Consider the following 25379-nt stretch of genomic DNA (forward strand, 5'->3'; position numbering starts at 1 on the left):
CTCAATCGTCCGAACCTGGGGGCCCCTGGCGCCGGATCGCGGATTGGATTCGGGCGAACACCTCGTCCACCGTTCCTTGCCCGTCGATCGTTTGTAGAAGGCTGTGCCGCCGATAATAGTCCAACAGCGGCTGCGTCTGATTCCAGTAAGTGCGCAGCCGCTCGGCAATGACGTTCGATTCGTCGTCCGAGCGTCCGCGACCGTTCAGCCGGCGCTTCACGACTTCGTCATCGACCTTTAGCTCTAACACCACCTCGAGCGGCGTGCCGGCAGCGTCGAGCAAAGCGTCGAGCGCCTCGGCCTGGGCCACGTTGCGCGGGAAGCCGTCGAACAGGGCTCCCGCGGCGCAGTCGGGCTTGGTTAACCGCTGGCTCACCAACTCCAGCACGATCTCGTCGGGAACCAGCTTCCCGGCCTGCATGTATTCTTCGGCGGCGCGGCCCACGGCGGTCTGCCTGTCGCGCGCTTCGCGCAACATGTTACCGGTGGATAGATGGGGAATCCCCAAAAGCGCGACCAGACGCTCGCTCTGCGTCCCTTTGCCGGCGCCTGGTGGGCCAATAAAGACGATTCTCATCTTGCTGCTCGCCCCCCCGACGCGTGGCGCCCGCGCTGGCGTCACGGTCCGCTCGAACTCGATTACTCGAGCAGGCCTCGATAGTTTCTCATGACCAGGTGGCTATCGATCTTTTGAACAAGGTCGAAAGCGACGCTGACGGCAATCAGCAGGCCGGTCCCTCCGTAGAAATTGGCAAGCTGGTAATTGATGTTCACCGAGTTGGCAACAACCGTCGGCAGGATCGCCACCACGGCCAAAAAGCCCGCCCCCACGTAGGTGATCCGAATCATCACCTTTTCCAGGTAGTCGGCCGTACGCTTCCCTGGACGGTAGCCGGGAATGAACGTGCCGTGGCTCTTCAGGTTGTCCGAAACATCCTTGGGATTGAAGGAAATCGCGGTCCAGAAGTAACAGAAGAAGAAAATCAACAGCACGTACATCAGGTTGTACAGAAACGACGAATGATTGTAGAACGCGTTGGCAATGTCGCGCAGGAAGCCGCTATCCGGCTTCAGGCTGGCAATCCACGTGAACAATAATCCGGGAAACATCAGCAAGCTGCTGGCGAAGATGATGGGCATCACGCCGGCCTGATTGACCTTTAGCGGCAAGTATTGCCGGGTGCCCCCGTAAACGCGGCGACCGCGGACGTGCTTGGCACTCTGCGTGGGAATGCGGCGTTGTCCTTGCGTGATAAACACTACGCCGCAGATCACCCCGACAAACAGCGCCACCAGCACGATCAGCTTCTCGACCCCCATCTGGTCGGCGCCACCGCCGAGCGACAGCCCCTTGAACCCATTCTGAAACAGCGGGCGCATCATGTCGTAACCGGCGGCAGGCATGCGCGCCAGAATGCCGGCCATGATCAGCAAACTAATGCCGTTACCGATGCCGAATTCGTCGATCTGTTCGCCCAGCCACATCAAGAAGACGGTGCCGGCGGTCATCGTCATCACGGCGACGATGTACCAACTGTAAGACAGGTGGCCATCGACGAGAAACTCGGGCCGCACGAAACCGTTCGTGACCAGATACTTCACATAAAACCAGCTCTGCCCCAGGCAAAGAATGACCGTGGCATAGCGGGTGTATTCGTTGATCTTCTTCTGACCGCTTTCGCCCTCTTTCTTCAACTCTTCGAGCGGCCGCCACACGCTGGAGAGGAGTTGGAAGATAATCGACGCCGAAATGTAGGGCATGATGCCCAGCCCGAAGATCGTCGCCTGGTCAAGCATGGTGGCGCTGAAGGTGGCCACTTGCTTGAGCATGGTTCCCAAGCCGCCCTGCCCTTGGGCGTTGAAGAACTCGGCCATTTTGGCGTTATCGACGATTGGCAGCGGAATCCACCAGCCGACGCGATAGATCGCCAGAAACAAGAGCGTCAGGAGAATCTTCTGGCGCAACTCGGGAATGGTGAAAACGACGCGAATTTTTTCCCACATGGCTCGTTCCATCCTTCCTGCGCGTGCAGCCGACGATCCGTGCCGGCGGCAAAGTTGGTGATTTGCAGGCGAGCAAGCGACGCTTGCCGAACGCGATTGATCGCGGGTCCGATTTTAACTTCGGAGCAATACCCTCGGCTAGCTGGGCCCGCGGATACTTAGGATCCCCGCCACCCGTGACCCCAACTGCCCGAGCCAGCTAGCTCTGGGCAGCTTTCTTGGCGTCTTTCTTCTGCCCCTTCACGACAGGAGCCTTACCGGGCAGCACCACGGCTTCACCGCCGGCCTTCTTGATCTTCTCCAAAGCCGACTCACTGAAGCGATGGGCGGTGATTTTCAGCTTCTTCGTCAGCTCGCCGTTGCCCAGGATCTTCAACTCGTCGAACCGGCCACTAACCAGGCCCGCGCTGCGGAGGCGGTCCAACGTCACTTCCTCCCCCGCCTCGAACGAATCGTTCAAGACGCTGAGGTTCAGGGCCTTGATAACCTGGGCAAATTTATTGTGGAACCCGCGCTTGGGGACGCGCCGCGCGACCGGAAACTGACCGCCCTCGAAGGCGGGGTGGCTGGTCCAACCGGCAAGCTGCCCTTGCCCCTTGTGACCGCGTCCCGCGGTCTTGCCATGCCCCGAGCCGGGGCCGCGACCGACGCGCTTCAGCTTCTTGTGTTTCTTGATGCCGCGATTGACGTCGTGAATGTTCATGAGAGGGAAACTCCCCGCAGGCGCTCTACGTCCTGGCGCGAGTGCAGGCTGGTGAGGGCGGCAATCGTGGCTTTGACCAGGTTGGCAGGATTCGTGGAACCGAAACTCTTGGTGAGAATGTTGTGAATGCCGGCCGCTTCGCACACGGCACGAACGCTGGAGCCCGCGATCACGCCGGTGCCGGCGCTGGCGGGCACGAGGATCACGTGCGAGGCGCCAAAGCGTCCTTCGACGGTGTGCGGGATGCTGCCGTCCTGGATCGAAACCTCGACCATCTTGCGGGAGCCGTCCTTCGTGGCCTTCTCGACGCTGGGGGGCACTTCGTTGGCTTTGCCATAGCCCCAACCGACGCGTCCGCGCCCGTCGCCGACGACGACGATGGCCGAGAAGCTGAACCGGCGACCGCCCTTGACCACCGCGGCGCAACGGCGGATTTGCACGACCTTTTCGATCAGATCGCTGCCGCGTCGCTCGCCGGAATCACCACCGCGCGAGCCGCCGCGCTGGCCGGAATCGCCGCCGCGCGAGCCCCCGCGGCCGCCCGAATCGCCACCGCGCGAACCGCCGCGATCACCGCCTCGCGTGCTGCCTGTATTAGTCGACACTCGTCTCTCCCGATTAGTCTGATTTAACTAGGCTGGTCGCGTTTTCAACTTAGAAATTCAGGCCAGCTTCGCGCGCCGCCTGTGCCAGCGCCGCGACGCGACCGTGATACTGATATTCGCGACGATCGAAGGCCACATCCTTGATGCCGGCCGCGAGAGCCCGCTCGGCAATCGCCTTGCCCACGGCCTGGGCCGCCGCCTTGTTGCCGCCGTACTTCACGCCGCTGCCAATATCCTTTTGCTCCGTGCCGGCCGCGACAAGCGTATGCCCTTTGTCGTCGTCGATAATCTGGGCGTGGACGTGCTTGTGGCTGCGGAAGATGGCCAGCCGCGGCCGCGTGGTGTGCGCCTTGATATGGTTGCGCACGCGATGGCGTCTGCGCATCCGCTGGTGAGCGTTGGTCTTTTCGTGGTTCATCGGTTCACTCGCCTGACGTTTTACGACGTCGTGGTTATTTCCGCCCGGTCCTTGCTGACCGGTTACTTCGTAACTGCCTTGCCTGCCTTGCGGCGGACCTGCTCGCCGTCGTAGCGGACGCCCTTGCCCTTGTACGGCTCGGGCTTGCGTGTCGCGCGGACTTCAGCGGCGAATTGTCCCACCAATTGCTTGTCGACCCCCTTGATCACGATGTGGGTCTGATCGGGGCAGATCACCTTCAGCCCGGCCGGGATCGGCATCTGCACTTCGTTGGCAAAACCGACACGCAGCTGCAGCTTGTTTCCCTGAACGGCGGCCAGGTAACCGACCCCCACGATTTCCAGCTTCTTCTCGTATCCCTTGGTCACGCCTTCGACCATGTTCTGGATCATGGCGCGGGTCAGACCGTGCAGGGCGCGCGATTGGCGCGAGTCGTTGATCCGCGTGATCTCGAGCTGACGCGACTTGTCGTCAAAAGCGACCGCGACCTCGGGCCGGAAGTTCCAATCGAGCTTGCCCAGAGGGCCCTCGACGGCGATCCGCTGCTTGGCGACTTCGACCTTCAAGCCGGCCGGCACGGCCACTGGTTTTTTTCCGATCCGCGACATGGTTGTTTACTCACTTAATTCAATTCTCGCGCCGACGTAGGGAAACCATCGCGGCAGCCGTTCGGCAGCTACCAAAGTTTGCAGCTACCACAGTTCGCACAATACTTCGCCGCCCAGGTTCCGCTGCCGTGCCTCTCGGTCGCTGATCACGCCGCGGCTGGTGCTGATGATGGAAATCCCCAACCCATTCAGCACGGGACGCAGGCTGGTGGCGCCACTGTAGATGCGGCGGCCGGGCTTGCTCACTCGCTTGATATGGCGAATGACCATCTCTCCGTTGGGTCCGTACTTCAGGTGCAGGCGCAACTGCTTGCCGGGGTTCTGGTCCAACTCTTCCCAGTCCCAGATATAGCCTTCGCGCTTGAGGACTTCCGCGAGCCCTCGCTTTACCTTCGACAGCGGCATCTCGACCACGGGCCGTTCAACGCGCACGGCGTTGCGGATGCGGGTCAACATGTCGGCGATAGGGTCAGTCATCATGGTCGTAGGGATCCCTTTACCAACTTGCCTTCTTCAATCCGGGAATCAGCCCTTTGTCGGCCAGATTCCGGAGGCAGATCCGGCAGATGCCGAACTTGCGATACACCGCCCGCGGCCGCCCGCAGATTCTGCACCGCGACTCGCGACGCGTGGAGAATTTCGGCACCCGTTGGGCCTTCGCGATCTTCGACTTACTTGCCATGCGTGATCCAGTTTGTTACGGAGCTCTGTTATCGGTTCGGGCTTCTCGGTGCAGCCATCAGGCGGCGCCCGATTTGCCCTGCTTCGTCTCGTCCTGCTTGAACGGCAGACCGAAGCCGCGCAACAACTCGCGAGCTTCGTCGTTGTTATTGGTCGACGTGACCAGCGTCACGTTCATGCCCTGCACGCGGGTGTACTTGTCGGGATTCAACTCCGGGAACACCAACTGCTCGGACAGGCCCAGGCTGTAGTTGCCATGCCCATCGAAAGCGTTGGGGTTGAGCCCACGAAAGTCGCGCACGCGCGGCAAAGCCAGCGAGATCAACCGATCGAGGAACTCGAACATGCGGTTGCCGCGGAGCGTGACCTTGCACCCGATCGCCATGTTTTCACGCAGCTTGAAGCCCGACACCGCCACGCGGCTGCTGGTGACCAGAGGCTTCTGGCCGGTGATCTGCGTCATCGCGCCGACTGCCTCTTCGAGATACTTCTTCTCCGAGATGGCGGCCCCCACGCCCATGTTCACGACGATCTTTTGCAGTTTCGGCAGCGACAGGCGGTTCTTGCGGCCCAACTTCTTGGCCAATGCCGGCAGAATCTCCTGCTCGTAGCGGGTGCGCAGTCGCGGCGTCGGCGCCGGGCCAGCCGGCCGACTTTCTTCCGCCTCGGGGGCTTTTTTCTTCGCGGCAGACATCGTTCGTTCGCTCCGCACCTTTTCTTGCTAACGCCGCCACCGAATCGGCAAAACGGCTTTTGTTTCGTTATTTCTTCTTGATAGCCTTGGTCGGCGACGGCGCGATCTGTCCGGCGTGCGCCCCGCACTTCTTGCAGTACCGTTCCTTGCTGCCGTCATTGGCGCGACGGGCCCCCGTACGCGACGGCTGGTTGCACGACGGGCAGACCAACATCACGTTCGAGAGTTGCACCGGCATTTCTTTCGACAAGCGGCCGCCCTGCGGATTGCGCTGGCTGCGGCGCATGTGCTTGTACACGCGATTCACCCCCTCGACGATCGCCTTGCCGGCCTTGTGGTCGACCGACAGCACTTTCGACTGCTGGCCGCGGCCATCGCCGCAAATCACTTCCACGGTATCGCCTACGCGAATGTGCATCACACCACCTCGGCCGCCAGGCTGACGATTTTCATAAAGTTGCGTTCCCGCAGCTCGCGCGCCACGGCGCCGAAGATGCGGGTGCCGCGGGGATTCTTGTCGTTGTCGATCAACACCAGGGCATTGCGGTCAAAGCGCACATAGCTGCCATCGGCGCGCCGCGTCGGCTGCTTGCAACGCACGATCACGCCCTTGACCACCGACCCTTTTTTCATGTCGCTGCCGGCAATCACGCTCTTCACGCTGCACACGACGATGTCGCCCAAGCCGGCCGTGCGGCGGCGCGAACCACCGAGCACCTTGATGCACGTGACTTCCTTCGCGCCGGTGTTGTCGGCCACGTTAAGTCGGGTTTGCATCTGAATCATGGTTCACACCCTGCAGGAATTTCGCACTGTTCCGATCGCCGGCCATACGTCGCTGTCGAGCTGGTCGCCGTCGACCAACTCGCGGCCGGATCGACCTTACTCTGCTCCGCTTTCACTCTTCGCTTCGGCCTCACCCTCGGTCGCCGCTTCCTTCAACTTGGCCGCAGCCCGCATCGCCGCGATGTCGACCGCCTGGCTCTTGCTGACGACGCGGACCAACTGCCAGCGTTTCAGCCGCGACATCGGGCGGCATTCGATGATCTCGACCGTGTCGCCGATCGACGATTCCTCGTTCTCGTCGTGAACATGGCATACCGTGCGGCGGCGCAAATACTTTCCATATCGGGCATGCTTCACCAGCCGCGGAATCTCCACGCGGCGGCTCTTGGCCATCTTGTCGCTCGTTACGACGCCAATGGCAGTCTTTTTCGGCATCCCACGTTCCTCTTAGGCTCGAACAATCTGTATTAATTTGAAGTTTTGTTATCGCGGCGGACGGGCCCGTTGTCTTAACTCGCTCGTCGCGTTATTGACCGGCCGTGGCCTTGGACCGCTCGGTCTGGATCGTTTTCAAACGCGCGATCAGGCGGCGGTGCTTGCGCAGCTCACTGGGGGCATCGAGCCGCTCGGTCTGCGCCTTGATGCGCAGGCGAAACAGGTTTTCCGCCGTTTCACGCAAGGTCAGCGTCAACTGTTCGTCGCTCATCTCGCGGAGTTCAGAGGCTTTGCTCATCGCACTTATCGCTCGGCAGTAATGCTCGTTCGTGGTAAGTCTTGTTTCGTCCGGTTGCCCTGTCCGCCGACGTAGTAGGCTGCGGACTAAATCGCACGCCGCTTGATCAGTCGCACGCGCACCGGCATCTTGTGCGCGAGGCGCCGAAAGCAGAGCCGCGCGGCCTCTTCCGTGACGCCCGAAATCTCGTACAGGATGTTGCCCGGCTTCACGACCGCCGCCCAATACTCCGGTTCACCCTTACCCTTACCCATGCGGGTTTCGAGGGGGATGGACGTGATAGGCTTGTGCGGGAACGCGCGCACGAACAACCGCCCTTCGGTACGCAGGTATTGCTGAGCGGCGATACGGCCGGCCTCCAGCGTCGCCGCCGGAATCCAACCCCCCTGCACCGTCTGCAAGCCAAACTCGCCGAAGACGACGCGGTTGCCACGCGTGGCGTTACCTTTTATACGTCCTCTTTGGCTTTTTCGGTGCTTGACCCTCTTGGGCATCAGCGCCATTGTTTTCTTCCTCGTACATACCTTGATTGACCCACACCTGGACACCGATGTGTCCCTGGGCGGTCTTGGCTTCTGTAAAACCGTAATCGATCTTGGCCCGCAGCGTGGACAAGGGAATCGAACCGGCGATCTGCTTTTCGCGGCGCGCCATTTCCGAACCACCTAGCCGGCCCGCCAGTTGGATCTTAATCCCCTTGGCACCAGCCTCCATCGTTTGTTCCATCGCCCGCTTCATCGTGCGACGGAAGCTGGCCCGCTTGGCCAACTGCTCGGCAATGTCTTCCGCGACGAGCTGGGCCTGAATCTCGGGCCGGGCAATTTCCTCGATCTTGATATTGATCCGCCGGCCGACCAGCTCTTGCAGCTCGGCCTGCAAACGCTCGACCTCTTGCCCCTTGCGGCCGATGATGATGCCCGGCCGGGCGGCGAAGAGGACGACTTTCACTTCATCGCGGGTGCGCTCGATCTCGATCTTGGGCAGCCCGGCATAGCGATACTTGTCCTTGACGAAGTCGCGGATCTTCTGGTCCTCGACCAGCAGATCGCCAAACTCTCGCTTCGACGCGTACCAGCGGCTCTTCCAGCCGACCATGATGCCGGTGCGGAATCCGACGGGATTTACCTTCTGACCCATAAATTCTCTTGTTGGCTAGCGGTATCGAGACAGGTTGGTCGTCAGCAGCCCGCTCTCGTCAGTAAATACGGTTCTTGTTCAGCGCGTCCCTTACTCGGCGGCCGCAGCGTACAAATCGTCCACCTTGATATGGATGTGCGACATCCGCCGCTTGACCATGAAGGCCATGCCGCGGGCACGCGGGCGAACGCGCTTGAACATCGGCCCGCCGTCGACCCGTGCATCGACAACCACCAGGTTCTGCACGTTGGGGGCTCGGCGATCCTCGGCATTGCCCAGGGCGCTTTTCAACACTTTTTCCAGCATCCGAGCGCCGCGGTGCGGCATGTACCGCAGGATGTCCAGCGCCTCGTCAGCGTGCTTGCCGCGAATCAAGTCCGCGATCGGCCGCACCTTGCGGGCGCTAATGCGGGCGAATCGATGCGTCGCTTCGTAGGCCATTGTTTTCTACACCTGTTCGCTGATTATCTGTCGCCGATTTGCGGGAGTCAGGCCGCCCGCTCGATCTTCGTTAACCATGACTTTCGTTGGCTATGCTGCGCCGGGGGCTGCCTTCTTGGCCTTACCGCCGTGACCGCGGAAGGTGCGGGTGGGAGCAAACTCGCCGAGCTTGTGACCCACCATGTCTTCGGTGACGAACACCTTCAAATGCAGCTTGCCGTTGTGAACCATGAACGTGTGGCCGACGAACTCGGGCACGATCGTGCAGGCACGGGCCCAGGTCTTGATCGGCTGCTTGCCGCCCGACGACTCCATCCGCTGCACTTTGTGGAACAGCTTGGCGTTGACGAACGGTCCCTTCTTTAATGATCTTCCCATCGCTCGTTGGCTCCGCCCGAATTGGTTCGGGCTCTGTCAGGCTTTGCTTGGCATCCGCGGACTTTACGCCGCGCGTCACTTGTCTAGTACAACTGTCTTAGTACAACTTGATTTGTCCGTAGCGGCGCGAACGACGACGACGCACGATCGCCGAGTTCGACGCCTTGCGCGACTTGCGGGTACCGCCGCCCTTGGCCGGCTTGCCCGTCGGACTGACCGGATGGCGACCGCCCTTGGTGCGACCTTCACCACCACCGTGCGGATGGTCGATCGGGTTCATGGCCGTGCCGCGTACGTGCGGGCGTCGCCCCATCCAGCGCTTGCGACCCGCCTTGCCCAGCACGACGTTCATATGATCCGCATTGCTGGTGGCACCGATCGTAGCCCGGCAATCGGCCGGCACGCGGCGAATTTCACCACTCGGCAAGGTCAACTGTACCCAGCCCGCGTCGCGTGCGGCCAGCACGGCGCTCGTGCCCGCCGAACGGCACAACACACCACCGCAACCGGGACGCAGCTCGATATTGTGAATCGTCATGCCCAGCGGAATGTTCTTCATCGGCAGGCAATTGCCGATCGAGGGGGGCGCCTCGGGCCCACTCTGAATCTGATCGCCTTGCTTCAGCCCATTCGGGGCCAGGATGTATCGCTTCTCGCCGTCGACGTAATGCAGCAGCGCGATACGGGCACTGCGATTTGGATCGTACTCGACCGAATGCACGCGGGACGGGACGCCATCCTTGTTGCGGCGAAAGTCAATCAGTCGGTATTGCCGCTTGTGACCGCCACCGCGATGACGGGCCGTGATCTTCCCCTGGTTGTTGCGCCCGCCGGTCTTCGGCTTGGGGCGCAGCAAGGTTTTTTCCGGAACGTATCCCGGCGTGAGCTCGGCGAAATCACTGACCGAGGCGCCGCGGCGTCCGGCCGTGGTCGGTTTGTATCGTCGTAGGCCCATGGCCAGCCTTCTTTCCCATCTCGCGGGCGCGACCCGGTCACGCCCGCCAAAAGTTCACAGCGGTCGTTTAGAAGAACTCGATACGATGCTCATCATTGAGCGTCACAATCGCCTTCTTCCAGTCTTTCGTTCGTCCACTACGGAAGCGCGAGCGTCGCGGCTTCCCTTTGCGGTTTTGCGTGTGTACACGCTCGACTTTCACGTTGAACAACTCTTCGACGGCGCGACGGACGTCGGTCTTTGTCGCCAGGCGATTCACCTCGAATGCGTACGCGTTGTGGCGCGTCGAACGGTGCATCCCCTTTTCGGTGACCAAAGGCCGAATGATGATCTGGTGCGGCTGCAACAGAATGTGCGTTTCGTGAGATTGCTGCTCAGCCATGTGTCGGCTCCTTGGCCTGCTTACCTTCGGCCCGCGCACCGTGGGCACCCTTGGCACTGGCCTGCTCGCTGGCTCGCTTACGCAGCGCGTCAAGCGCGGCGCGGGTCACCAGCATCTTGCGCGGCAACAGCACGTTCAAGGCATTCAAGCCCTCGACGGGCGCCACGGTGACGTCGGCGATGTTGCGGGCGCTCTTGTAGACGTTCTCGTCATGGGTGGCCGTGGTGACGAGCAAGCTTTCGCCCGCACACTTCACCGCCGTGAGGATGGCTGCCATGTCCTTGGTCTTGGGAGCCTGAAACGACAAGTCGTCGATGACAATCAACTGGCTGTCGCGAATCTTCGAAGCCACGGCCATGCGCGTGGCCAACTGCACGGCCTTGCGCGGCAAGCGATAGGAAAAATCGCGCGGCCGCTTGGCGAAAATATGCCCGCCGCCACGACGAACACCGCTGCGTCGTCCACCGGCACGGGCGTTGCCCGTTCCTTTCTGGCGATACATTTTCTTGGTGCTGCCGGCCACTTCGCCGCGCGACTTGGTGCGGAAGGTACCCTGGCGCTGATTGGCCTGGTACATGACCACGACGTCGTGCAGCAACTGCTTGTTAATGCGCGGCGCCAGGTCGGTCGACTCGATATCGTAGGAGCCGACCTCCTTGCCCGTCTTGTCATACACCGGAAGGCGTGTCATCGCTGCACTCGCTCGTCTTGATTCAAATTCGCTCGCCTCTATCGGCCGCCCCAGGACATCATTCGTCCGGCCGCAGCCACCGAGCCGTCAGTTACATCTTGTTCGTTTGCTTGACCACCACGAAACCGCCGTTGGGGCCAGGGATCGCGCCGCGAACCAAAAGCAGGTTATTCTCGGCGTCGACGCCGACTACTTTGAGGTTACGGACCGTGTTCTGCTCGGCCCCGTACCGGCCGGCCATGCGGCGCCCCTTGAAAACGCGGGCCGGAAAAGTATTGCAACCCGTCGAGCCTGCGTGACGATGCACCTTCTTCACACCGTGGCTGGCGCGCTGGCCGCTGAAGCCGTGACGCTTCATCACGCCGGCCGTGCCGCGCCCCTTGGAGACCCCGGTGACGTCGACCGCTTTGACGTCACTGAACAGATCGACCTTCAGCTCCTGACCGACCGTGCACTCGGTCGCGCCGCGAAACTCGCGCACGAAGCGCGGAGGCTCGCAATCGGGCTTGGGGGCCAGCTCCACACCGGCCGAAGAAAGACGCTTGCCGCGCTTGCTCTCTAAACGAGCGACATGACCACGCTGACTGCGGCTGGCCAGACGGCGCGGCTTGATACCAAACCCGACCTGGACGGCTTCATAGCCGTCACGCTCGGCGGTGCGTACCTGCAGGACATGGCAAGGCCCTGCCTCGATCACGGTAACCGGGACCACTTTCCCAGCGTCGTCAAATATCTGCGTCATCCCGACCTTGCGGCCGAGCAATCCCTTTACCATCGCAATCGCCTTGAGTGTCAGGTCGCCGACGGGAACGAGCGGCCAATGAGGCCACGGTTTACCCGCCCAGCATCCGGTGCATACAAGTGACTCTGTAGTAGCTGTCGTTTAATCGATCTTCGTCGACCCAATGGCACCGCCAGTAGCGGCAACCATTCACCCCCTCGGCGCACGATCGACATCGTCGATGTCGACGCGTTGATCTCGAAGCACCGGCGGCAGGCTAGTGCCGACTCGATGCCTTGATCTTGATATCCACGCCCGCAGGCAAGCTCAGCTTGTTCAGCGCCTCGATGGTCTTGGCCGTCGACTGCACGATATCGATCAGGCGCTTGTGAGTCCGAATTTCGAACTGCTGCCGCGCCTTCTTGTCGATATGCGGACCCGACAACACGGTATAGCGCTCGATCCGCGTGGGAAGCGGAATCGGGCCATGCACCTCGGAACCGGTGCGCTTGGCCGTATCTACGATTTCCGCCGCGCTTTGATCAAGGACCGAGTGGTCATACGCTTCCATCCTGATGCGAATCGTCTCGTTGGAATGACCAGCCACAAATCGCTCCTCAACCAGCCGTGCGCCAAGTTGCCAAAGACAAATGACAAACGCCAGAACAAACTATTCTCCCGCAGGGGGAACCGCAAATCTTAAGGCTTTCGCAAATCAGTGTCAACGCCCAAGAGAACTTGGAACGCGTCTTATTCTCGGGCAAATCGCCAGGCTTGCTGCCACCGATCGTTGCGACCGGCAGCCTGACCTTCAATCCCCAAAACCCATCCTACAAAAACGACTCCAGCACCTCGGCCGGCGCCGGGCCGTAATGCGACGGCGAAAGGGAGGCCGACGCCCGACCCTGGCTTAGCCCCCGCATCGCCCCCGAGTAGCCGAAAAGCGAGGCCAGCGGCGCCTCGGCGTCGATCACGGTGTTGCGACCGCGAGCGTGGGTTTGCGTGATGATCGCTCGACGCTGCTGGAGATCGGAGACGAAATCGCCCATATATTCTTCTGGGACAACGATTTCCAGCTTCATGATCGGTTCCAAGAGCACGATTCCCGCCGCGGCAAGTGCCTTGTGGAAGGCGTCGGCGGCGGCCCGGCGGAAGGCCAGCTCGTTCGACTCCCCTTCCCGGGTCTCGCCCCCCACGACGGTGATTTTCACCTTCATGAGCGGATAACCCAGCGATCCGCCCCCTTCGCCCTGTTGCGTCAGCACTTCGAGCACGGCGCCCAGGAACGCCGGCGGAATCGAATCGCCGGCCGTGGTCGTGACCATGACCGGCATATCCCCCTCGAAGGGTTCGACACGGACGCGCACCTTGGCAAACAGCGTCTGCCCGGCCACCGCCTGGTGAAACTCGCCGGTGGCCTCGACCGATTTCTGCACCGTTTCGCGGTAACTGACGCGCGGCTTATGAACCCGCACGTTCAGCTTGAAATCACGCAGCAGGCGATGCTTGATCACCTCGAGGTGCAACTCGCCCATGCCGCTGATCAGCGTCTGGCCGGTTTCCTCGCTCTCTTGGGCGCGGAAGGTCGGATCCTGTCGCTTGAGCATCTCCAGCGCGTCGGACAGCTTCTTGCGTTCGGCTGAACTCTCGGGCTCGATTGCCATCGAAATGACGGTCTCGGGGAAGGCAATCGATTCGAGCAGGATGGGCTCCTTGGCGTCGCACAGTGTGTCGCCCGTCACCGAATGGCGCAAGCCGATGATTCCCACGATGTCGCCGGCCTCGACGCGTTCGACCTGCTCGCGCCGATCCGCCTGGATATGCCACAACTGGCTGACGTTTTCCTTCTTGTCCGTACGCGGATTGTACGCGCGAGTATTTCCCTTCAGCTCGCCCGAGTAGACCCGCACGTAATGCAGGTCGCCATGCTTGTCGGCCTGGATCTTGAACACCAGCCCGCAAAACGGCTCGTCAGTCGCAGGCTTGCGGGTGAGTTTGAGGTCGGGCTTTTCCGGGTTGGTTCCTTCGACGGGCGGCTTGTCCGCCGGACTCGGGAGGTAGTGAGCTACGGCATCCAGCACCGGCTGCACACCCGCGTGATCGAGCGCCGACCCACACAGCACGGGCACCACCAGGTTGTGAATCGTCGCCGAGCGAATGACCCGGCGGACGAGGTCCTCGGGCACAGCCTCCTCGGCCAACAAAAGTTCGCCCAATTCGTTCGAGTAGTCAAACAGTTGATCGAGCATCTGACCGCGCCACAGCTCCGCTTCGGCGTGCAGTTCCTCGGGAATTTCGCTTTCAACGACCTCCGAGCCTTGGCTCTCTTCGCTGAAGGTGAGCAATTTCATAGCCACCAGGTCAATCACGCCGCGAAAGGCGTTGGGCATATGCGGCGGCCCGACGCCGACCGGGATCTGGATCGCTAGCGGATGCCCTTCCAGACGCTTGCGAATTTCGTCGAAAGTGCCGAAGAAATCGGCCCCTTCCCGGTCCATCTTGTTGATAAAAGCGACGCGCGGGACCTGGTATCGGTCGGCCTGCCGCCATACGGTCTCGCTCTGTGCTTCGACCCCTTCGCGGGCGCTGAACACTACCACGCCACCGTCCAGCACGCGCAGGCTGCGCTCGACTTCGGCCGTGAAATCGACGTGCCCGGGAGTGTCGATCAAGTTCACGACCACATCCTTCCAGCGAAACGTCACGCAGGCCGAGTTGATCGTGATGCCGCGCTCTTGTTCTTCGGGATCGTAATCGGTGACGGTGTTACCGCGGTCGACGTCTCCCATGCGATGCGTGGCGCCGCTGTAGAACAACATGCGCTCGGTGAGCGTCGTCTTGCCGGCATCGATGTGAGCGATGATGCCGATATTGCGAAGCTGGGAGAGTTGTCGCGCCATGGAGTGAGGGCCGTGATGCCGGCAGCCTGTTTTCGAAGTTGCGGGACGAATGTTTGCCGCACAGTTTCGCTTTTCCGGCGGTGTCGCGTCAAATCATCGCGTCAAATCATCGTTGGTTCGAGCGCAAAAATAACGCCGCGCCGGGCCAACGGCCCGCATCGCGGCGAAAGATGGTCTGTCGAATTACCAGGCGAAGTGCGCGAAGGCCTTGTTGGCATCGGCCATGCGGTGGACGTTCTCGCGGCGCGACACGGCGGCCCCTTCGCGATTGAATGCGGCCACGAATTCCTCGGCCAGCTTCTCGTGCATCGGCCGGCCCTTCTTTTCCCGCACGGCCATCAGGATCCAGCGGATGGCCAGCGACTGCTGCCGGTTACGATTCACCTGCATCGGCACCTGATAGGCGGCACCGCCGACGCGCTTCGAGCGGACTTCAACCTCGGGCTTGACGTTGCCGACGGCCTGCGTGAAGACCTCGATCGGCTCGACGTCCTTGATCTTGTCCTTGACGATGTCGAGCGCCTGATAGAACACGCGCTGTCCGGTGCTCTTCTTCCCGTCGTGCATGAGGCAATTGATGAACTTCGACGCCAACAGCGAGCCGTAGCGCGGATCCGGAGCAAGTGTCTTACGGCTGGCAGTGATTCGACCCATGACAAAGAGTCCCGTGACGATTGATCGATTAGTGTTCGGTGATGATTTCCATTCGCCAGCTCGTGCCGGGCGATCAACCAGGGCGTGTTAGCCCTTCTTCGCCCCGTACAAGCTGCGCGACTGCTTGCGGCCGGAGACGCCCAACGTATCCAGCGCGCCGCGGACGACGTGATAGCGTACGCCCGGCAGGTCGCGAACGCGGCCGCCGCGGACCAGCACGATCGAGTGTTCCTGCAGGCTGTGCCCTTCGCCCGGAATGTAGACCGTGACTTCCTTGCTGTTGCTCAAGCGCACGCGAGCGATCTTGCGTAGCGCCGAATTCGGCTTCTTCGGCGTCATCGTCTTCACTTGGAGACACACGCCGCGTTTCTGCGGGCAGCGATCCAAGACCGGCGACTTGCTGAACTTGCGCGGCTTGCGACGCGCCTTCTTTACGAGTTGATTGATCGTTGGCATGCGGATTTCTCTATCGTCCGGCGGTACAGGAAGGGCTGCAGCCGGCAGTCAGTTAAAACGCGTGTACGAAGCCGCCCGACGACGAACCGGACCATTTGCGCCTTACAGGGCAATCCCCGTCCGTTGCGAGCGAACTGCTTAGGCTACCCGATCTGCATGCCCTGTCAAGGCAAACCGTGGGGCTCCGCCTCATCCGTTTTTCTGTAGCCGGCTCAGCAAAGCCGGGGATTATTAGAGCCAGCCCTGGGATCGCCGACCCCCGGCTACAGATTTTCCTACTCTTGTGGACCTTCCTCGGCGGCACCACCGCCACCACCCAACAAGGCATCCAAGCTGCTCGCCGGAGCACTGCTTGCCGGCGTGCTGGGGGCCGACGCGCTCGCACCGTCCTTGCGGGCACCATCGGCGGCCGTGCCATTTCCTTCGTCGCCCCCTTCCAGCAGCGGGAAGCTGCGGGTGAGGATGCGATCCTTTTCGGCCGCCAGGGCTTCGAGCGCCTCGGGCCGAATGCGGACCTCCGATTCTTGATACGTATGGAAACCGGTACCGGCCGGCACCAGGTGCCCGAGGATCACATTCTCCTTCAAGCCCACCAGGCGGTCGACCTTGCCGGCCAGGGCCGCCTCGGTCAGTACCTTGGTGGTTTCCTGGAAGCTGGCGGCCGAGATGAAGCTGGCGCTTTGCACGGCGGCCTTCGTGATGCCCAGGAGTTGCGTGCTGGCCGTGGCCGGCTTGGGACGGCTTCCCTTGGCCGGATCACCGCCGAGCGCTTCGATCTGAGCGTTCACTTGTTCCAAGGCATCCTTGGGCACGATCGAGCCGGGCGCGAAGTCGCTATCCCCCTTCTCCGAGATCTTTACACAGCCGGTGAGGTTCTGGTTCACGGCGCGAAACTCGAAGCGGTCCATGACGCTGCCAGGCAGCAAGCCGGTGTCACCGACGCTTTCGATGCGCACCTTGCGGAGCATCTGGGCGACGATGATTTCGATGTGCTTGTCATCGATATCTACGCGCTGGCTGCGATAGACGTTCTGAATCTCGCGCACCAGGTAGTGCTGTACGGCTTCTTCGCCCGAAATCCGCAAGATGTCGTGCGGCACGAGCGGTCCGTCGACGAGCGCTTCGCCGGCCCGCACGAAGTCGCCGGCGTGTACCCGCAAGTGCTTGCCGTGCGACACCAGGTGCTCGCGTTCAATGCCCGTCTCGCTGCGGACGATGATGGTGCGTTTACCGCGCCGCTTCTCGCCCAACAGCTCGACCGTGCCGTCGACCTCGGCGATGACGGCCGGATCCTTCGGCTTGCGCGCTTCGAAGATTTCCGTGACGCGCGGCAGACCACCCGTGATGTCCTGCGTACCGGAGACTTCGCGTGGCGTCTTGGCCAACAACGTACCGGCCGAGATCTGATCCCCTTCGTTGACTTCGATGTGGGCCTTCTCGGGCAGATAATAAAAGTCGAGGATCTTGCCGCTTGCGTCTTCGAGCACGACCTGCGGGTGCAAGTCTCCCTTGTGCTCCATGATCATCTTGCGCTGGTGGCCGCTCGGATCGCGCTCGACACGCATCGTTTCGCCTTCGATGACGTCCTCGTAGCGGACCTTGCCGCCGACCTCGGCCAAAATCGGAATACTGTGCGGGTCCCATTGGCACAACACAGCGCCCGCCTGCACTTCCTGATTGTCCTCGACCAGCAGGTTGGCGCCGGCGGGAATCTCGTATTTCTCCAGTTCACGCCCCTTGGGGTCCAACAGCGAGATTTCGCCGTTTCGCGTGAGCACGACCTGTTGCCCTTCGTCGTTACGCACGACCTTCAATCGCGTGAACTTGGCGATACCTTGCTTCTTTGCGCGGATTTCGCTTTCTTCCACCGCGCGGGCCGCGGTGCCACCGATGTGGAACGTACGCATGGTCAACTGCGTACCCGGCTCGCCGATGCTTTGCGCGGCGATGATGCCGACGGCCATGCCCTCTTCGACCAACGTACTGGTCGACAGATCCATGCCGTAGCACAGCCGGCAGACGCCGAGCGACGCGTCGCACGTCATCGGGCTGCGGACCTGGATCTTCTCCAGGCCCAGCTCTTCGATGCGGCGGGCGATCTCGCCGGTGATCAACTCGTCTTCTCGCACCAGGACTTCGTCCGTGATCGGGTTGACGATGTTCGCCCGGCTGACGCGGCCGCGAATCGAGTCTGCCAATCGCACTTCGACTTTCTCGCCGCGATAAATCACACCCTTGGTGATGCCCTGCGTCGTGCCGCAGTCTTCCATCGTGATCACGACGTTCTGCGCCACGTCGGCCAGCTTGCGGGTCAAGTAACCGCTGTCGGCCGTCTTTAGTGCGGTGTCGGCCAAACCCTTGCGGGCACCGTGCGTCGAGCTGAAGTATTCGAGCACGGACAGGCCTTCGCGGAAGTTCGCCTTGATCGGCGTCTCGATGATCTGGCCCGACGGCTTGGCCATCAAACCACGCATGCCCGCCAACTGACGAATCTGCTCGACACCACCGCGGGCACCGGAGTGGGCCATCAGGTAAATCGGGTTCACGTAACCCGGCGCACGATGGTCGTTTTCCAACTCGGCCATCATTTCCGTGGTGATGCGTTCGCGAGCGTGCGTCCAGGCGTCGAGCACCTGGTTGTAACGCTCGACCTCGGTAATGACGCCGCGTTGATACAGCTTCTGGAACTTGAGCACCGTCTTCTCCGCGTCGCCGATGATGCGCGACTTGGTCGGCGGTGTAATCAAATCGTCGGTGGCGAACGACAGACCGCTCTTGGTGCTGGAACGGAAACCCGTCCGGTTCATGTCATCGAGCAAGTCGATCGTCGCGCGGCGTCCCAGGATGGCGTAGCAGTCCGAAATGACTTTCGCCAATTCGCTGGAACGCATGGGAATGTTGTAGAAGAACATGCCGTCCGGCAGCACGTCATTGAACATGACGCGGCCGACCGTGGTCTCGATCAGCGCGCCGGGCTGGCTATCCTGGTCACCTTCGGTTTTCAGACGACGCGACGGCGGCAGCTTGACCTTGATGCGGGCGTGCGTATCGACCTTGCCCAGTGAGTAGGCCAGATGCACTTCGGCGAACGAGCTGAAGCTCATGCCGTCGCCTTTGCACTCCGGCAACGACATGGTCATGTAGTAGCAACCCATCACCACGTCTTGCGACGGGCTGATGATCGGCGCGCCGTTGGCCGGGCTGAAGATGTTGTTCGTCGACATCATCAGCGTGTGGGCCTCGACCTGGGCCTCGATCGACAGCGGCAAGTGCACGGCCATCTGGTCGCCGTCGAAGTCGGCGTTGAAGCCGCGGCAGACGAGCGGGTGCAACTTGATGGCATTCCCTTCGACCAGCGTCGGCTCGAAGGCTTGAATGCCGATGCGGTGCAGCGTCGGAGCGCGATTCAACAGGACCGGGTGATTGCGGATCACCTCTTCGAGGATATCCCACACCTCGTCGTCTTTGCGCTCGAGCATCTTCTTCGCGCTTTTGATCGTGTCGGCGTGGCCCAGCTCCTTCAGGCGGCGAATGATGAACGGCTGGAACAGCTCCAGCGCGATCTTCTTCGGCAGGCCGCACTGGTGCAGACGCAGGCTCGGCCCGACCACGATCACGCTGCGCGCCGAGTAGTCAACGCGCTTGCCCAGCAGGTTCTCGCGGAAGCGCCCCTGCTTGCCCTTGATCATGTCGGTGAGCGACTTGAGTGGACGATTGCTCGATCCCAGTACCGGCCGCTTGCAGCGATTGTTGTCGAACAGCGCGTCGACCGATTGCTGCAGCATGCGCTTTTCGTTGCGGATGATCACTTCCGGCGCATTCAAATCGACCAGCTTCTTGAGCCGGTTGTTGCGGTTGATGATGCGGCGGTACAGATCGTTCAAGTCGCTGGTGGCGAAATTGCCCGAATCCAGCAAAACCAGCGGTCGCAGGTCCGGCGGAATCACCGGAATGACGTCCAGGATCATCCACTCGGGCTTGTTGTCGCTGTCGCGGATCGATTCGACGATCTTCAGCCGATTGATCAGATCCTTTTGTTTCTGCTTCGAGCCGGTTTCGGCCAGATCCTTGCGCAGGACCTGCGACAAGTTCACCAGGTCGAGCGCCATGAGCAGCTTGCGGACAGCCTCGGCCCCCATGTCGGCGTCGAATGAACCGTCGCCGTAGGTTTCGCGCGCCGTGCGGTACTCCTCTTCGGTAAGCAATTGCTGGCGCTTGAGCGGCGTGTCCTTCGGATCGACGACGACGTAATCCTGGAAGTAGATCACCTTTTCCAGGCTGGTGGTCTTCATATCGAGCAGGTTGCCCAACCGGCTCGGCATGGCCTTGAAGAACCAGATGTGCGCGACCGGCGCGGCCAGCTCGATATGACCCATCCGCTTGCGGCGGACGCGACTGTGCGTGACTTTGACGCCGCAGCGATCGCAGATCATCCCCTTGTATTTCATACCGCGGTACTTGCCACAGGCGCATTCCCAGTCCTTTTCCGGACCAAAGATGCGCTCGCAGAACAACCCGTCTTTTTCCGGGCGATACGTGCGGTAGTTGATCGTCTCGGGCTTCTTCACCTCGCCGAACGACCAGCTGCGAATATCGTGCGGTCGGGCCAGGCTGATCTTCACCGACGCGTAATCATTAATCCGATCGTAAGAGCTTTCACCAGTGCTCACTTTAAGGGCTCCTTATCGGGTCACCGGACGGTGAATTGAATCTCTGTTCTCTGACAAACCACCGTGCTCTACCAATCATACGGGGAACGGCTAGTGGCACTTTGTTTGTCAGCTTATTGCCAATCGTCGCTTCTTGCCGGGCTGGCGGGTCCCCATCGAAGGTTCCGCCGGCGAGCAATTACACGCGCCGCTTCTCCAACTGCATGTTCAAACCAAGACCGCGAATCTCGTTCGTCAAAACGTCAAAACTGGCGGGCGTGCCGGCCTCGAGCGTGTTCTCGCCCTTGACCATCGACTCGTAAATCTTCGTACGCCCTTCGACGTCGTCGCTCTTCACGGTGAGCAGCTCCTGCAGGATGTACGCGGCGCCATAGGCCTCGAGCGCCCACACTTCCATTTCCCCGAACCGCTGACCGCCGAACCGCGCCTTGCCACCCAGCGGTTGCTGCGTGATCAAGGAGTACGGACCGGTCGAACGCGCATGCACCTTGTCGTCGACCAGGTGGTGCAGCTTGAGCATGTAGATGTAGCCCACCGTGGTCTCTTGCTCGAGCGGTTCGCCGGTGCGACCGTCGAACAACTGCGCCTTGCCGTGACGGGGGAGCTTAGCCTCGTCCAGGCAGCCGCGGATGACTTCTTCGGTGGCTCCGTCGAAGACCGGCGTGATGGCCTGGAAGCCAAGCTTCGCACCGGCCCAACCCAGGTGCGTCTCGAGAATCTGCCCCACGTTCATACGGCTGGGCACGCCCAGCGGGTTGAGCAGGATCTGCACCGGGGTTCCATCGGCCAAAAACGGCATGTCTTCGCGGGGGAGAATCTTGGCGATCACCCCCTTATTGCCGTGGCGGCCGGCCATCTTGTCGCCGACCGAGATCACGCGCTTGGCCGCGACATAGACCTTGACCATTTGCAACACGCCGCTGCGCAGCTCGTCGCCGCGCTTCATCGAGTTGAGCTTGCGATCGCGATCGTCGATCGCCGCCTCGACCGCCGGCCACAACGTCTTGTAGGCCTTTTCGACCTCGACCTTGCGCTGCGGGCTGCGGATGTCGTGCCGCTCCAGGCGGAAATTCACGGCCTGCTCGGCCACGAACTTGTGCTCCTGATCGCGCACCAGCGGGTTGCCTTCTTCGTCGGTCAGCTTGCGCTGCAGAATCTTTTCAATCTCTTCGATCATCGCGCCGAAGGTTTCGGCGATCCGGGCGTTGCCCTCGGACTCGACTTCCTTCAAAGCCTTTTCGAACGCCTTGCGTTCATCTTCCGAGAGGCTCAGCCGGCGCGAGAACTTCTGCGTGTCGATCACGATGCCTTCCACGCCCGAGGGCACTTCCAGCGAATCGTTCTTCACGTCTTCGCCGGCGCGACCGAAAATGGCGTGCAGCAATTTCTCTTCCGGCGTGAGCTCGGTCTTCGACTTGGGCGAGACCTTGCCGACCAGGATGTCGCCCGGCCGGACATAAGTGCCGATACGAACGATGCCCCCGTCGTCGAGATTGCGCAGGGCCTTCTCGCTGACGTTGGGGATATCGCGAGTGAATTCCTCGCGGCCGAGCTTGGTTTCGCGAATTTCGATGTCGAATTCTTCGATGTGCAACGAGGTGTAGGTATCATCCTTCACCAGGTCTTCGCTGATGATGATGGCATCCTCGAAGTTGAAACCGTCCCAGGCCATGAAGCCCACCAGCACGTTCCGCCCCAGGGCGAGCTCGCCGCGGAAGGTAGCCGCGCCGTCGGCGATGACATCCCCCTTCTCCACCTTCTGGCCCAGTTCCACGATCGGCTTCTGGTTCTGGCAGGTGCGCTCGTTCAGGCCGACGAACTTACGCATGACGTAGACGTCGGAACCGATCTCGATGCGGTTGGCATCGACGTAGGTGACGGTCCCCTTCTTGCGAGCCCGCACGATCATTCCCGAGTTCACGGCGACGTCGCGCTCCATGCCCGTGGCCACGATCGGCGGTTCGGTCACCAACAGCGGCACGGCTTGCCGCTGCATGTTCGAACCCATCAGCGCGCGGTTGGCGTCGTCGTGCTCCAAGAAGGGGATGAGCCCGGCCGAGACGCCCACCATCTGGCTCGGCGCCACGTCCATGTACTCGATCTTGTCGATCGGCGCTAATTCGAAGTCGGCACGATAACGGGCGATCGTCGTTTCGCCCTGCAATTTCCCTTTTTCGACCGGCGTATCGGCGGGGGCCAGGTAGGCCTCGCTCTCCTGGTCGGCACGCAGCCAGACGACCTCTTCGGTCAGCTTGCCCTTGCTTACCTTGCGATACGGGGTCACGAGGAAGCCATAAGCGTCGACGCCGGCATAGATTCCCAAGCTGGAAATCAAACCGATGTTCGTACCTTCCGGCGTTTCGATCGGGCAGATGCGGCCATAGTGCGAAATGTGTACGTCGCGCACTTCGAAGCCGGCCCGCTTGCGGTTCAAGCCGCCCGGACCGAGGGCCGACAAGCGGCGCTCGTGCGTGAGCATCGACAGCGGGTTGGTCTGGTCGACGACCTGCGACAGCTCGCCGCGGCCGAAGAAATATTCGATGGCCGCGGAAATACTCTTGGGATTGATCAAGCTGCGCGGGGTGAGGTCCTCGACGTCCTTCAGGCTCATGCGCTCCTGAACCGTGCGGCGGAGCTTGAGAAAGCCCTTCCGCAACTCGTCGCAGGCCAATTCGTCGATCGTGCGCAAGCGGCGATTGCCCAGGTGATCGATATCGTCGACCTCGAAACCGGCGTCGTCGGAACGCAAATGCAGCAGGTACTTGATCGCCGCGATCAAGTCCTCGGGCCGCAGCGTCATTTCCGATTCGGGAATCTTCAGCCCCAGCTTGCGATTGATACGGAAGCGGCCGACTTTTCCCAAGCGATAACGGTTCGTGTCGAAGAACTTCTCGAAGAACAACGAGCGGGCTTTCTCCAATTGAGGCGGATTGCCCGGCCGCAAACGCTGATAGATTTTCAACAGCGCTTCTTCGTGGCTGGCCGTGTTATCTTCCTGCAGAGAGTTGAAGATCAGCGTGTCGCGCACGTCGGGCATGACTTCGACCGACGACAGGCCCGAGGTGCAGATCACCTCGGCGGCGTTCTTCGTGATCTTCTGGCCGCTCTCCAGGATGATCTCGCCGGCGCGCTCGCTGGCCGCCGGGTAGACGACGTCGTTGACGGCAATCTTTCCTTCCAGCTTGCCGGCGCTGCGCCCGTCGACGACCGTTTCATTCGTGGTGTCGTAAAAGCAGCGAATGAGCTGCGCGTTCTGGCTGTACTTCGGGTCCATGGCCCGCAACAGCATCATGGCCGAGAACTTGCCGCTCTGATCGATGCGAACGGTGAGGCTGTCCTTCTTGCTGACGTTCAGCTCGATCCAGCTACCACGTTCGGGAATGATGCGGCAACTGTGCAGCTTGCGCTCGTTGCCTTCCATGTCGCTGACGAAATCGACACCGGGGCTGCGGTGCAACTGGCTGACAACCACGCGCTCGGCACCGTTGATGATGAACTCGCCGCCGCCGAGCATGATCGGCATGTCGCCGAGGTATACCTCTTCCTCGATCGGCTGCTCCTTGGTCAGGCGCAGCCAGACCTTGAAGGGTCGGCCATACGTCAAGCGCAACTGCCGGCATTCGTCCGGCTCGTAGCGCGGCTTGCCCAGCTCATAGCGCAGGTATTCCAGGCGCAGCGTCTTGTCGTAGCTTTCGATCGGAAAAATTTCGCGCAGCACACCTTCGAGCCCTTCGTCCTTGCGGGCGTCGGGCGCGGTCTCTAATTGCAGAAACGCCTGGTAGCTACGCGTCTGGATCTCGGTGAGATCGGGAATGCCATGGTGTTCTTGAATGGAGCCGAAGCGACGAACTTCTTGGGGGCGGAGGCGTCGTTCTGCCGATGTGGCCATGTGGAATCGTGCTCCTACATTGTCGTCGAGCGAAACGCGGCAAGTTGCAATCGGAATGCGGTCTGGGTCACACAGCGCGCAGCGCGCCAACCACGCCCGTCAACCCACCAACGGTTCACTCGGAAGGATTGCAGAGGTCAAACTATTGCGGCTCGATCGTCTGGTTCGCGCAGGCAAACTTCCCAATCGAGCACGCTCCCATGATCGCAAGGGTCACATCCGCGAGAACCGCTCTTTCAAGAGTGGTTCTGTCAAGTCTCTGAGTCTCTAGAAGCGCTGTCCTCCAGAATCGCTGTCTCCAGGAGCGCTGTCTCCAGGAGCGCTGCGACACCCGAGGTGAATGCAGCGCCGTCAACGCCAGAGCCGTTACTTGATCGAGACCTTCGCGCCCGCTTCCTCGAGTTCCTTCTTGAGCTTCTCGGCATCTTCCTTGGAAATGCCTTCCTTGACCTTGCTGGGAACTCCTTCGACAAGGTCCTTGGCCTCTTTCAGGCCCAGGCCCGTGGCGGCACGCACCACCTTGATGACGCCGATCTTTTGATCGCCGAATCCTTCCAGCACGACGTCGAATTCGGTCTTCTCGGCCGCGGCTGCCGCGCCGCCGGCGCCACCATCGGCCGGGCCCGCCATGACAACGGCGCCACCCGCGGCCGGCTTGATGCCGTAGTTGTTTTCCAAGTAGTCGCTCAGTTCCTTGGCCTGCTTGAGCGTCAGGCCGACGATCTTGTCCCCAAGGTCTTTCGTCGCCGCCGAGTATTCGATGGTTGCTGCTTCACTCATGGTCGCTTCGATCCTTTCACGCTTGGCGTGCCGGCGGGCTCGCGTCGGAGCTTACGGCTACGCTACTGTTAACGGGCTGTTGGTTTGTGATTC

Annotated in this window: 27 protein-coding genes and 1 pseudogene; all 28 read right to left on the reverse strand. The window is 61.4% G+C overall.

The features are described from left to right. Position 1 precedes the first annotated feature (1 nt). Positions 2 to 577: an adenylate kinase gene (locus VHD36_23765; protein HVU90368.1), complete on the reverse strand. Its 576-nt coding sequence runs from the start codon at positions 575 to 577 to the stop codon at positions 2 to 4. Positions 578 to 639: 62 nt separating this feature from the next. Continuing rightward, on the reverse strand, positions 640 to 2004 hold the full coding sequence (gene secY, locus VHD36_23770; protein ID HVU90369.1) for a preprotein translocase subunit SecY: 1365 nt from the start codon (positions 2002 to 2004) through the stop codon (positions 640 to 642). Between the two features lie 199 nt (positions 2005 to 2203). Then, positions 2204 to 2707, reverse strand: coding sequence for a 50S ribosomal protein L15 (rplO, locus tag VHD36_23775; protein ID HVU90370.1), 504 nt, complete (start codon positions 2705 to 2707; stop codon positions 2204 to 2206). Next, the gene (rpsE, locus tag VHD36_23780; GenBank protein ID HVU90371.1) at positions 2704 to 3162 is read right to left on the reverse strand and encodes a 30S ribosomal protein S5; all 459 of its coding nucleotides are present in this window, start codon (positions 3160 to 3162) and stop codon (positions 2704 to 2706) included. The genes rplO and rpsE overlap by 4 nt, the downstream gene beginning before the upstream one ends. Before the next feature lie 199 nt (positions 3163 to 3361). Beyond that, on the reverse strand, positions 3362 to 3730 hold the full coding sequence (rplR, locus tag VHD36_23785; GenBank protein ID HVU90372.1) for a 50S ribosomal protein L18: 369 nt from the start codon (positions 3728 to 3730) through the stop codon (positions 3362 to 3364). A 62-nt stretch (positions 3731 to 3792) separates the two neighbouring features. After that, the gene (rplF, locus tag VHD36_23790; protein ID HVU90373.1) at positions 3793 to 4338 is read right to left on the reverse strand and encodes a 50S ribosomal protein L6; all 546 of its coding nucleotides are present in this window, start codon (positions 4336 to 4338) and stop codon (positions 3793 to 3795) included. An 84-nt stretch (positions 4339 to 4422) separates the two neighbouring features. Next, positions 4423 to 4818 carry a 30S ribosomal protein S8 gene (rpsH, locus tag VHD36_23795; GenBank protein ID HVU90374.1) on the reverse strand — a complete coding sequence of 132 codons (396 nt, stop codon included), beginning with the start codon at positions 4816 to 4818 and terminating at the stop codon, positions 4423 to 4425. A gap of 16 nt (positions 4819 to 4834) precedes the next feature. Further along, positions 4835 to 5020, reverse strand: a complete 186-nt coding sequence (locus VHD36_23800; protein ID HVU90375.1) for a type Z 30S ribosomal protein S14 — start codon at positions 5018 to 5020, stop codon at positions 4835 to 4837. 57 nt (positions 5021 to 5077) lie between these two features. Next, a complete protein-coding gene (rplE, locus tag VHD36_23805) occupies positions 5078 to 5713 on the reverse strand; it encodes a 50S ribosomal protein L5 (GenBank protein ID HVU90376.1) in 636 nt (211 codons plus the stop codon). Between the two features lie 67 nt (positions 5714 to 5780). Beyond that, positions 5781 to 6131 (reverse strand): 50S ribosomal protein L24, encoded by a 351-nt coding sequence (gene rplX, locus VHD36_23810; GenBank protein ID HVU90377.1) that lies wholly within the window; start codon positions 6129 to 6131, stop codon positions 5781 to 5783. After that, positions 6131 to 6499 carry a 50S ribosomal protein L14 gene (rplN, locus tag VHD36_23815; GenBank protein ID HVU90378.1) on the reverse strand — a complete coding sequence of 123 codons (369 nt, stop codon included), beginning with the start codon at positions 6497 to 6499 and terminating at the stop codon, positions 6131 to 6133. The genes rplX and rplN overlap by 1 nt, the downstream gene beginning before the upstream one ends. Positions 6500 to 6694: 195 nt before the next feature. After that, positions 6695 to 6934: pseudogene (gene rpsQ, locus VHD36_23820) on the reverse strand (30S ribosomal protein S17). Between the two features lie 91 nt (positions 6935 to 7025). Continuing rightward, positions 7026 to 7232, reverse strand: coding sequence for a 50S ribosomal protein L29 (rpmC, locus tag VHD36_23825; protein HVU90379.1), 207 nt, complete (start codon positions 7230 to 7232; stop codon positions 7026 to 7028). Between the two features lie 86 nt (positions 7233 to 7318). After that, positions 7319 to 7735: a 50S ribosomal protein L16 gene (gene rplP / locus VHD36_23830; GenBank protein HVU90380.1), complete on the reverse strand. Its 417-nt coding sequence runs from the start codon at positions 7733 to 7735 to the stop codon at positions 7319 to 7321. Then, on the reverse strand, positions 7674 to 8369 hold the full coding sequence (gene rpsC / locus VHD36_23835; protein ID HVU90381.1) for a 30S ribosomal protein S3: 696 nt from the start codon (positions 8367 to 8369) through the stop codon (positions 7674 to 7676). Before rpsC ends, rplP begins: the two co-directional genes overlap by 62 nt. Before the next feature lie 90 nt (positions 8370 to 8459). Then, positions 8460 to 8810 (reverse strand): 50S ribosomal protein L22, encoded by a 351-nt coding sequence (gene rplV, locus VHD36_23840; protein ID HVU90382.1) that lies wholly within the window; start codon positions 8808 to 8810, stop codon positions 8460 to 8462. Between the two features lie 90 nt (positions 8811 to 8900). Further along, a complete protein-coding gene (gene rpsS, locus VHD36_23845; protein ID HVU90383.1) occupies positions 8901 to 9188 on the reverse strand; it encodes a 30S ribosomal protein S19 in 288 nt (95 codons plus the stop codon). A gap of 97 nt (positions 9189 to 9285) precedes the next feature. Then, positions 9286 to 10143, reverse strand: coding sequence for a 50S ribosomal protein L2 (gene rplB / locus VHD36_23850; protein HVU90384.1), 858 nt, complete (start codon positions 10141 to 10143; stop codon positions 9286 to 9288). A 67-nt stretch (positions 10144 to 10210) separates the two neighbouring features. After that, positions 10211 to 10525 carry a 50S ribosomal protein L23 gene (rplW, locus tag VHD36_23855; protein HVU90385.1) on the reverse strand — a complete coding sequence of 105 codons (315 nt, stop codon included), beginning with the start codon at positions 10523 to 10525 and terminating at the stop codon, positions 10211 to 10213. Then, positions 10518 to 11216 (reverse strand): 50S ribosomal protein L4, encoded by a 699-nt coding sequence (rplD, locus tag VHD36_23860; protein ID HVU90386.1) that lies wholly within the window; start codon positions 11214 to 11216, stop codon positions 10518 to 10520. The genes rplW and rplD overlap by 8 nt, the downstream gene beginning before the upstream one ends. Positions 11217 to 11307: 91 nt before the next feature. Next, complete coding sequence (rplC, locus tag VHD36_23865; protein HVU90387.1) at positions 11308 to 11991, reverse strand: 50S ribosomal protein L3; 684 nt, start codon at positions 11989 to 11991, stop codon at positions 11308 to 11310. 223 nt (positions 11992 to 12214) lie between these two features. Then, a complete protein-coding gene (rpsJ, locus tag VHD36_23870; protein HVU90388.1) occupies positions 12215 to 12544 on the reverse strand; it encodes a 30S ribosomal protein S10 in 330 nt (109 codons plus the stop codon). Positions 12545 to 12767: 223 nt separating this feature from the next. Further along, a complete protein-coding gene (fusA, locus tag VHD36_23875; protein ID HVU90389.1) occupies positions 12768 to 14837 on the reverse strand; it encodes an elongation factor G in 2070 nt (689 codons plus the stop codon). Positions 14838 to 15020: 183 nt separating this feature from the next. Beyond that, the gene (gene rpsG / locus VHD36_23880; protein HVU90390.1) at positions 15021 to 15491 is read right to left on the reverse strand and encodes a 30S ribosomal protein S7; all 471 of its coding nucleotides are present in this window, start codon (positions 15489 to 15491) and stop codon (positions 15021 to 15023) included. 87 nt (positions 15492 to 15578) lie between these two features. Further along, entirely contained in the window at positions 15579 to 15947 is a 369-nt protein-coding gene (rpsL, locus tag VHD36_23885; GenBank protein HVU90391.1) for a 30S ribosomal protein S12, read from the reverse strand. A 275-nt stretch (positions 15948 to 16222) separates the two neighbouring features. Continuing rightward, entirely contained in the window at positions 16223 to 20617 is a 4395-nt protein-coding gene (gene rpoC, locus VHD36_23890) for a DNA-directed RNA polymerase subunit beta' (GenBank protein ID HVU90392.1), read from the reverse strand. 178 nt (positions 20618 to 20795) lie between these two features. Continuing rightward, the gene (gene rpoB / locus VHD36_23895) at positions 20796 to 24506 is read right to left on the reverse strand and encodes a DNA-directed RNA polymerase subunit beta (protein HVU90393.1); all 3711 of its coding nucleotides are present in this window, start codon (positions 24504 to 24506) and stop codon (positions 20796 to 20798) included. 366 nt (positions 24507 to 24872) lie between these two features. Further along, entirely contained in the window at positions 24873 to 25286 is a 414-nt protein-coding gene (rplL, locus tag VHD36_23900; protein HVU90394.1) for a 50S ribosomal protein L7/L12, read from the reverse strand. Positions 25287 to 25379: the final 93 nt, after the last annotated feature.

The sequence above is a fragment of the Pirellulales bacterium genome (assembly GCA_035546535.1).
GTDB lineage: Bacteria > Planctomycetota > Planctomycetia > Pirellulales > JACPPG01 > JACPPG01.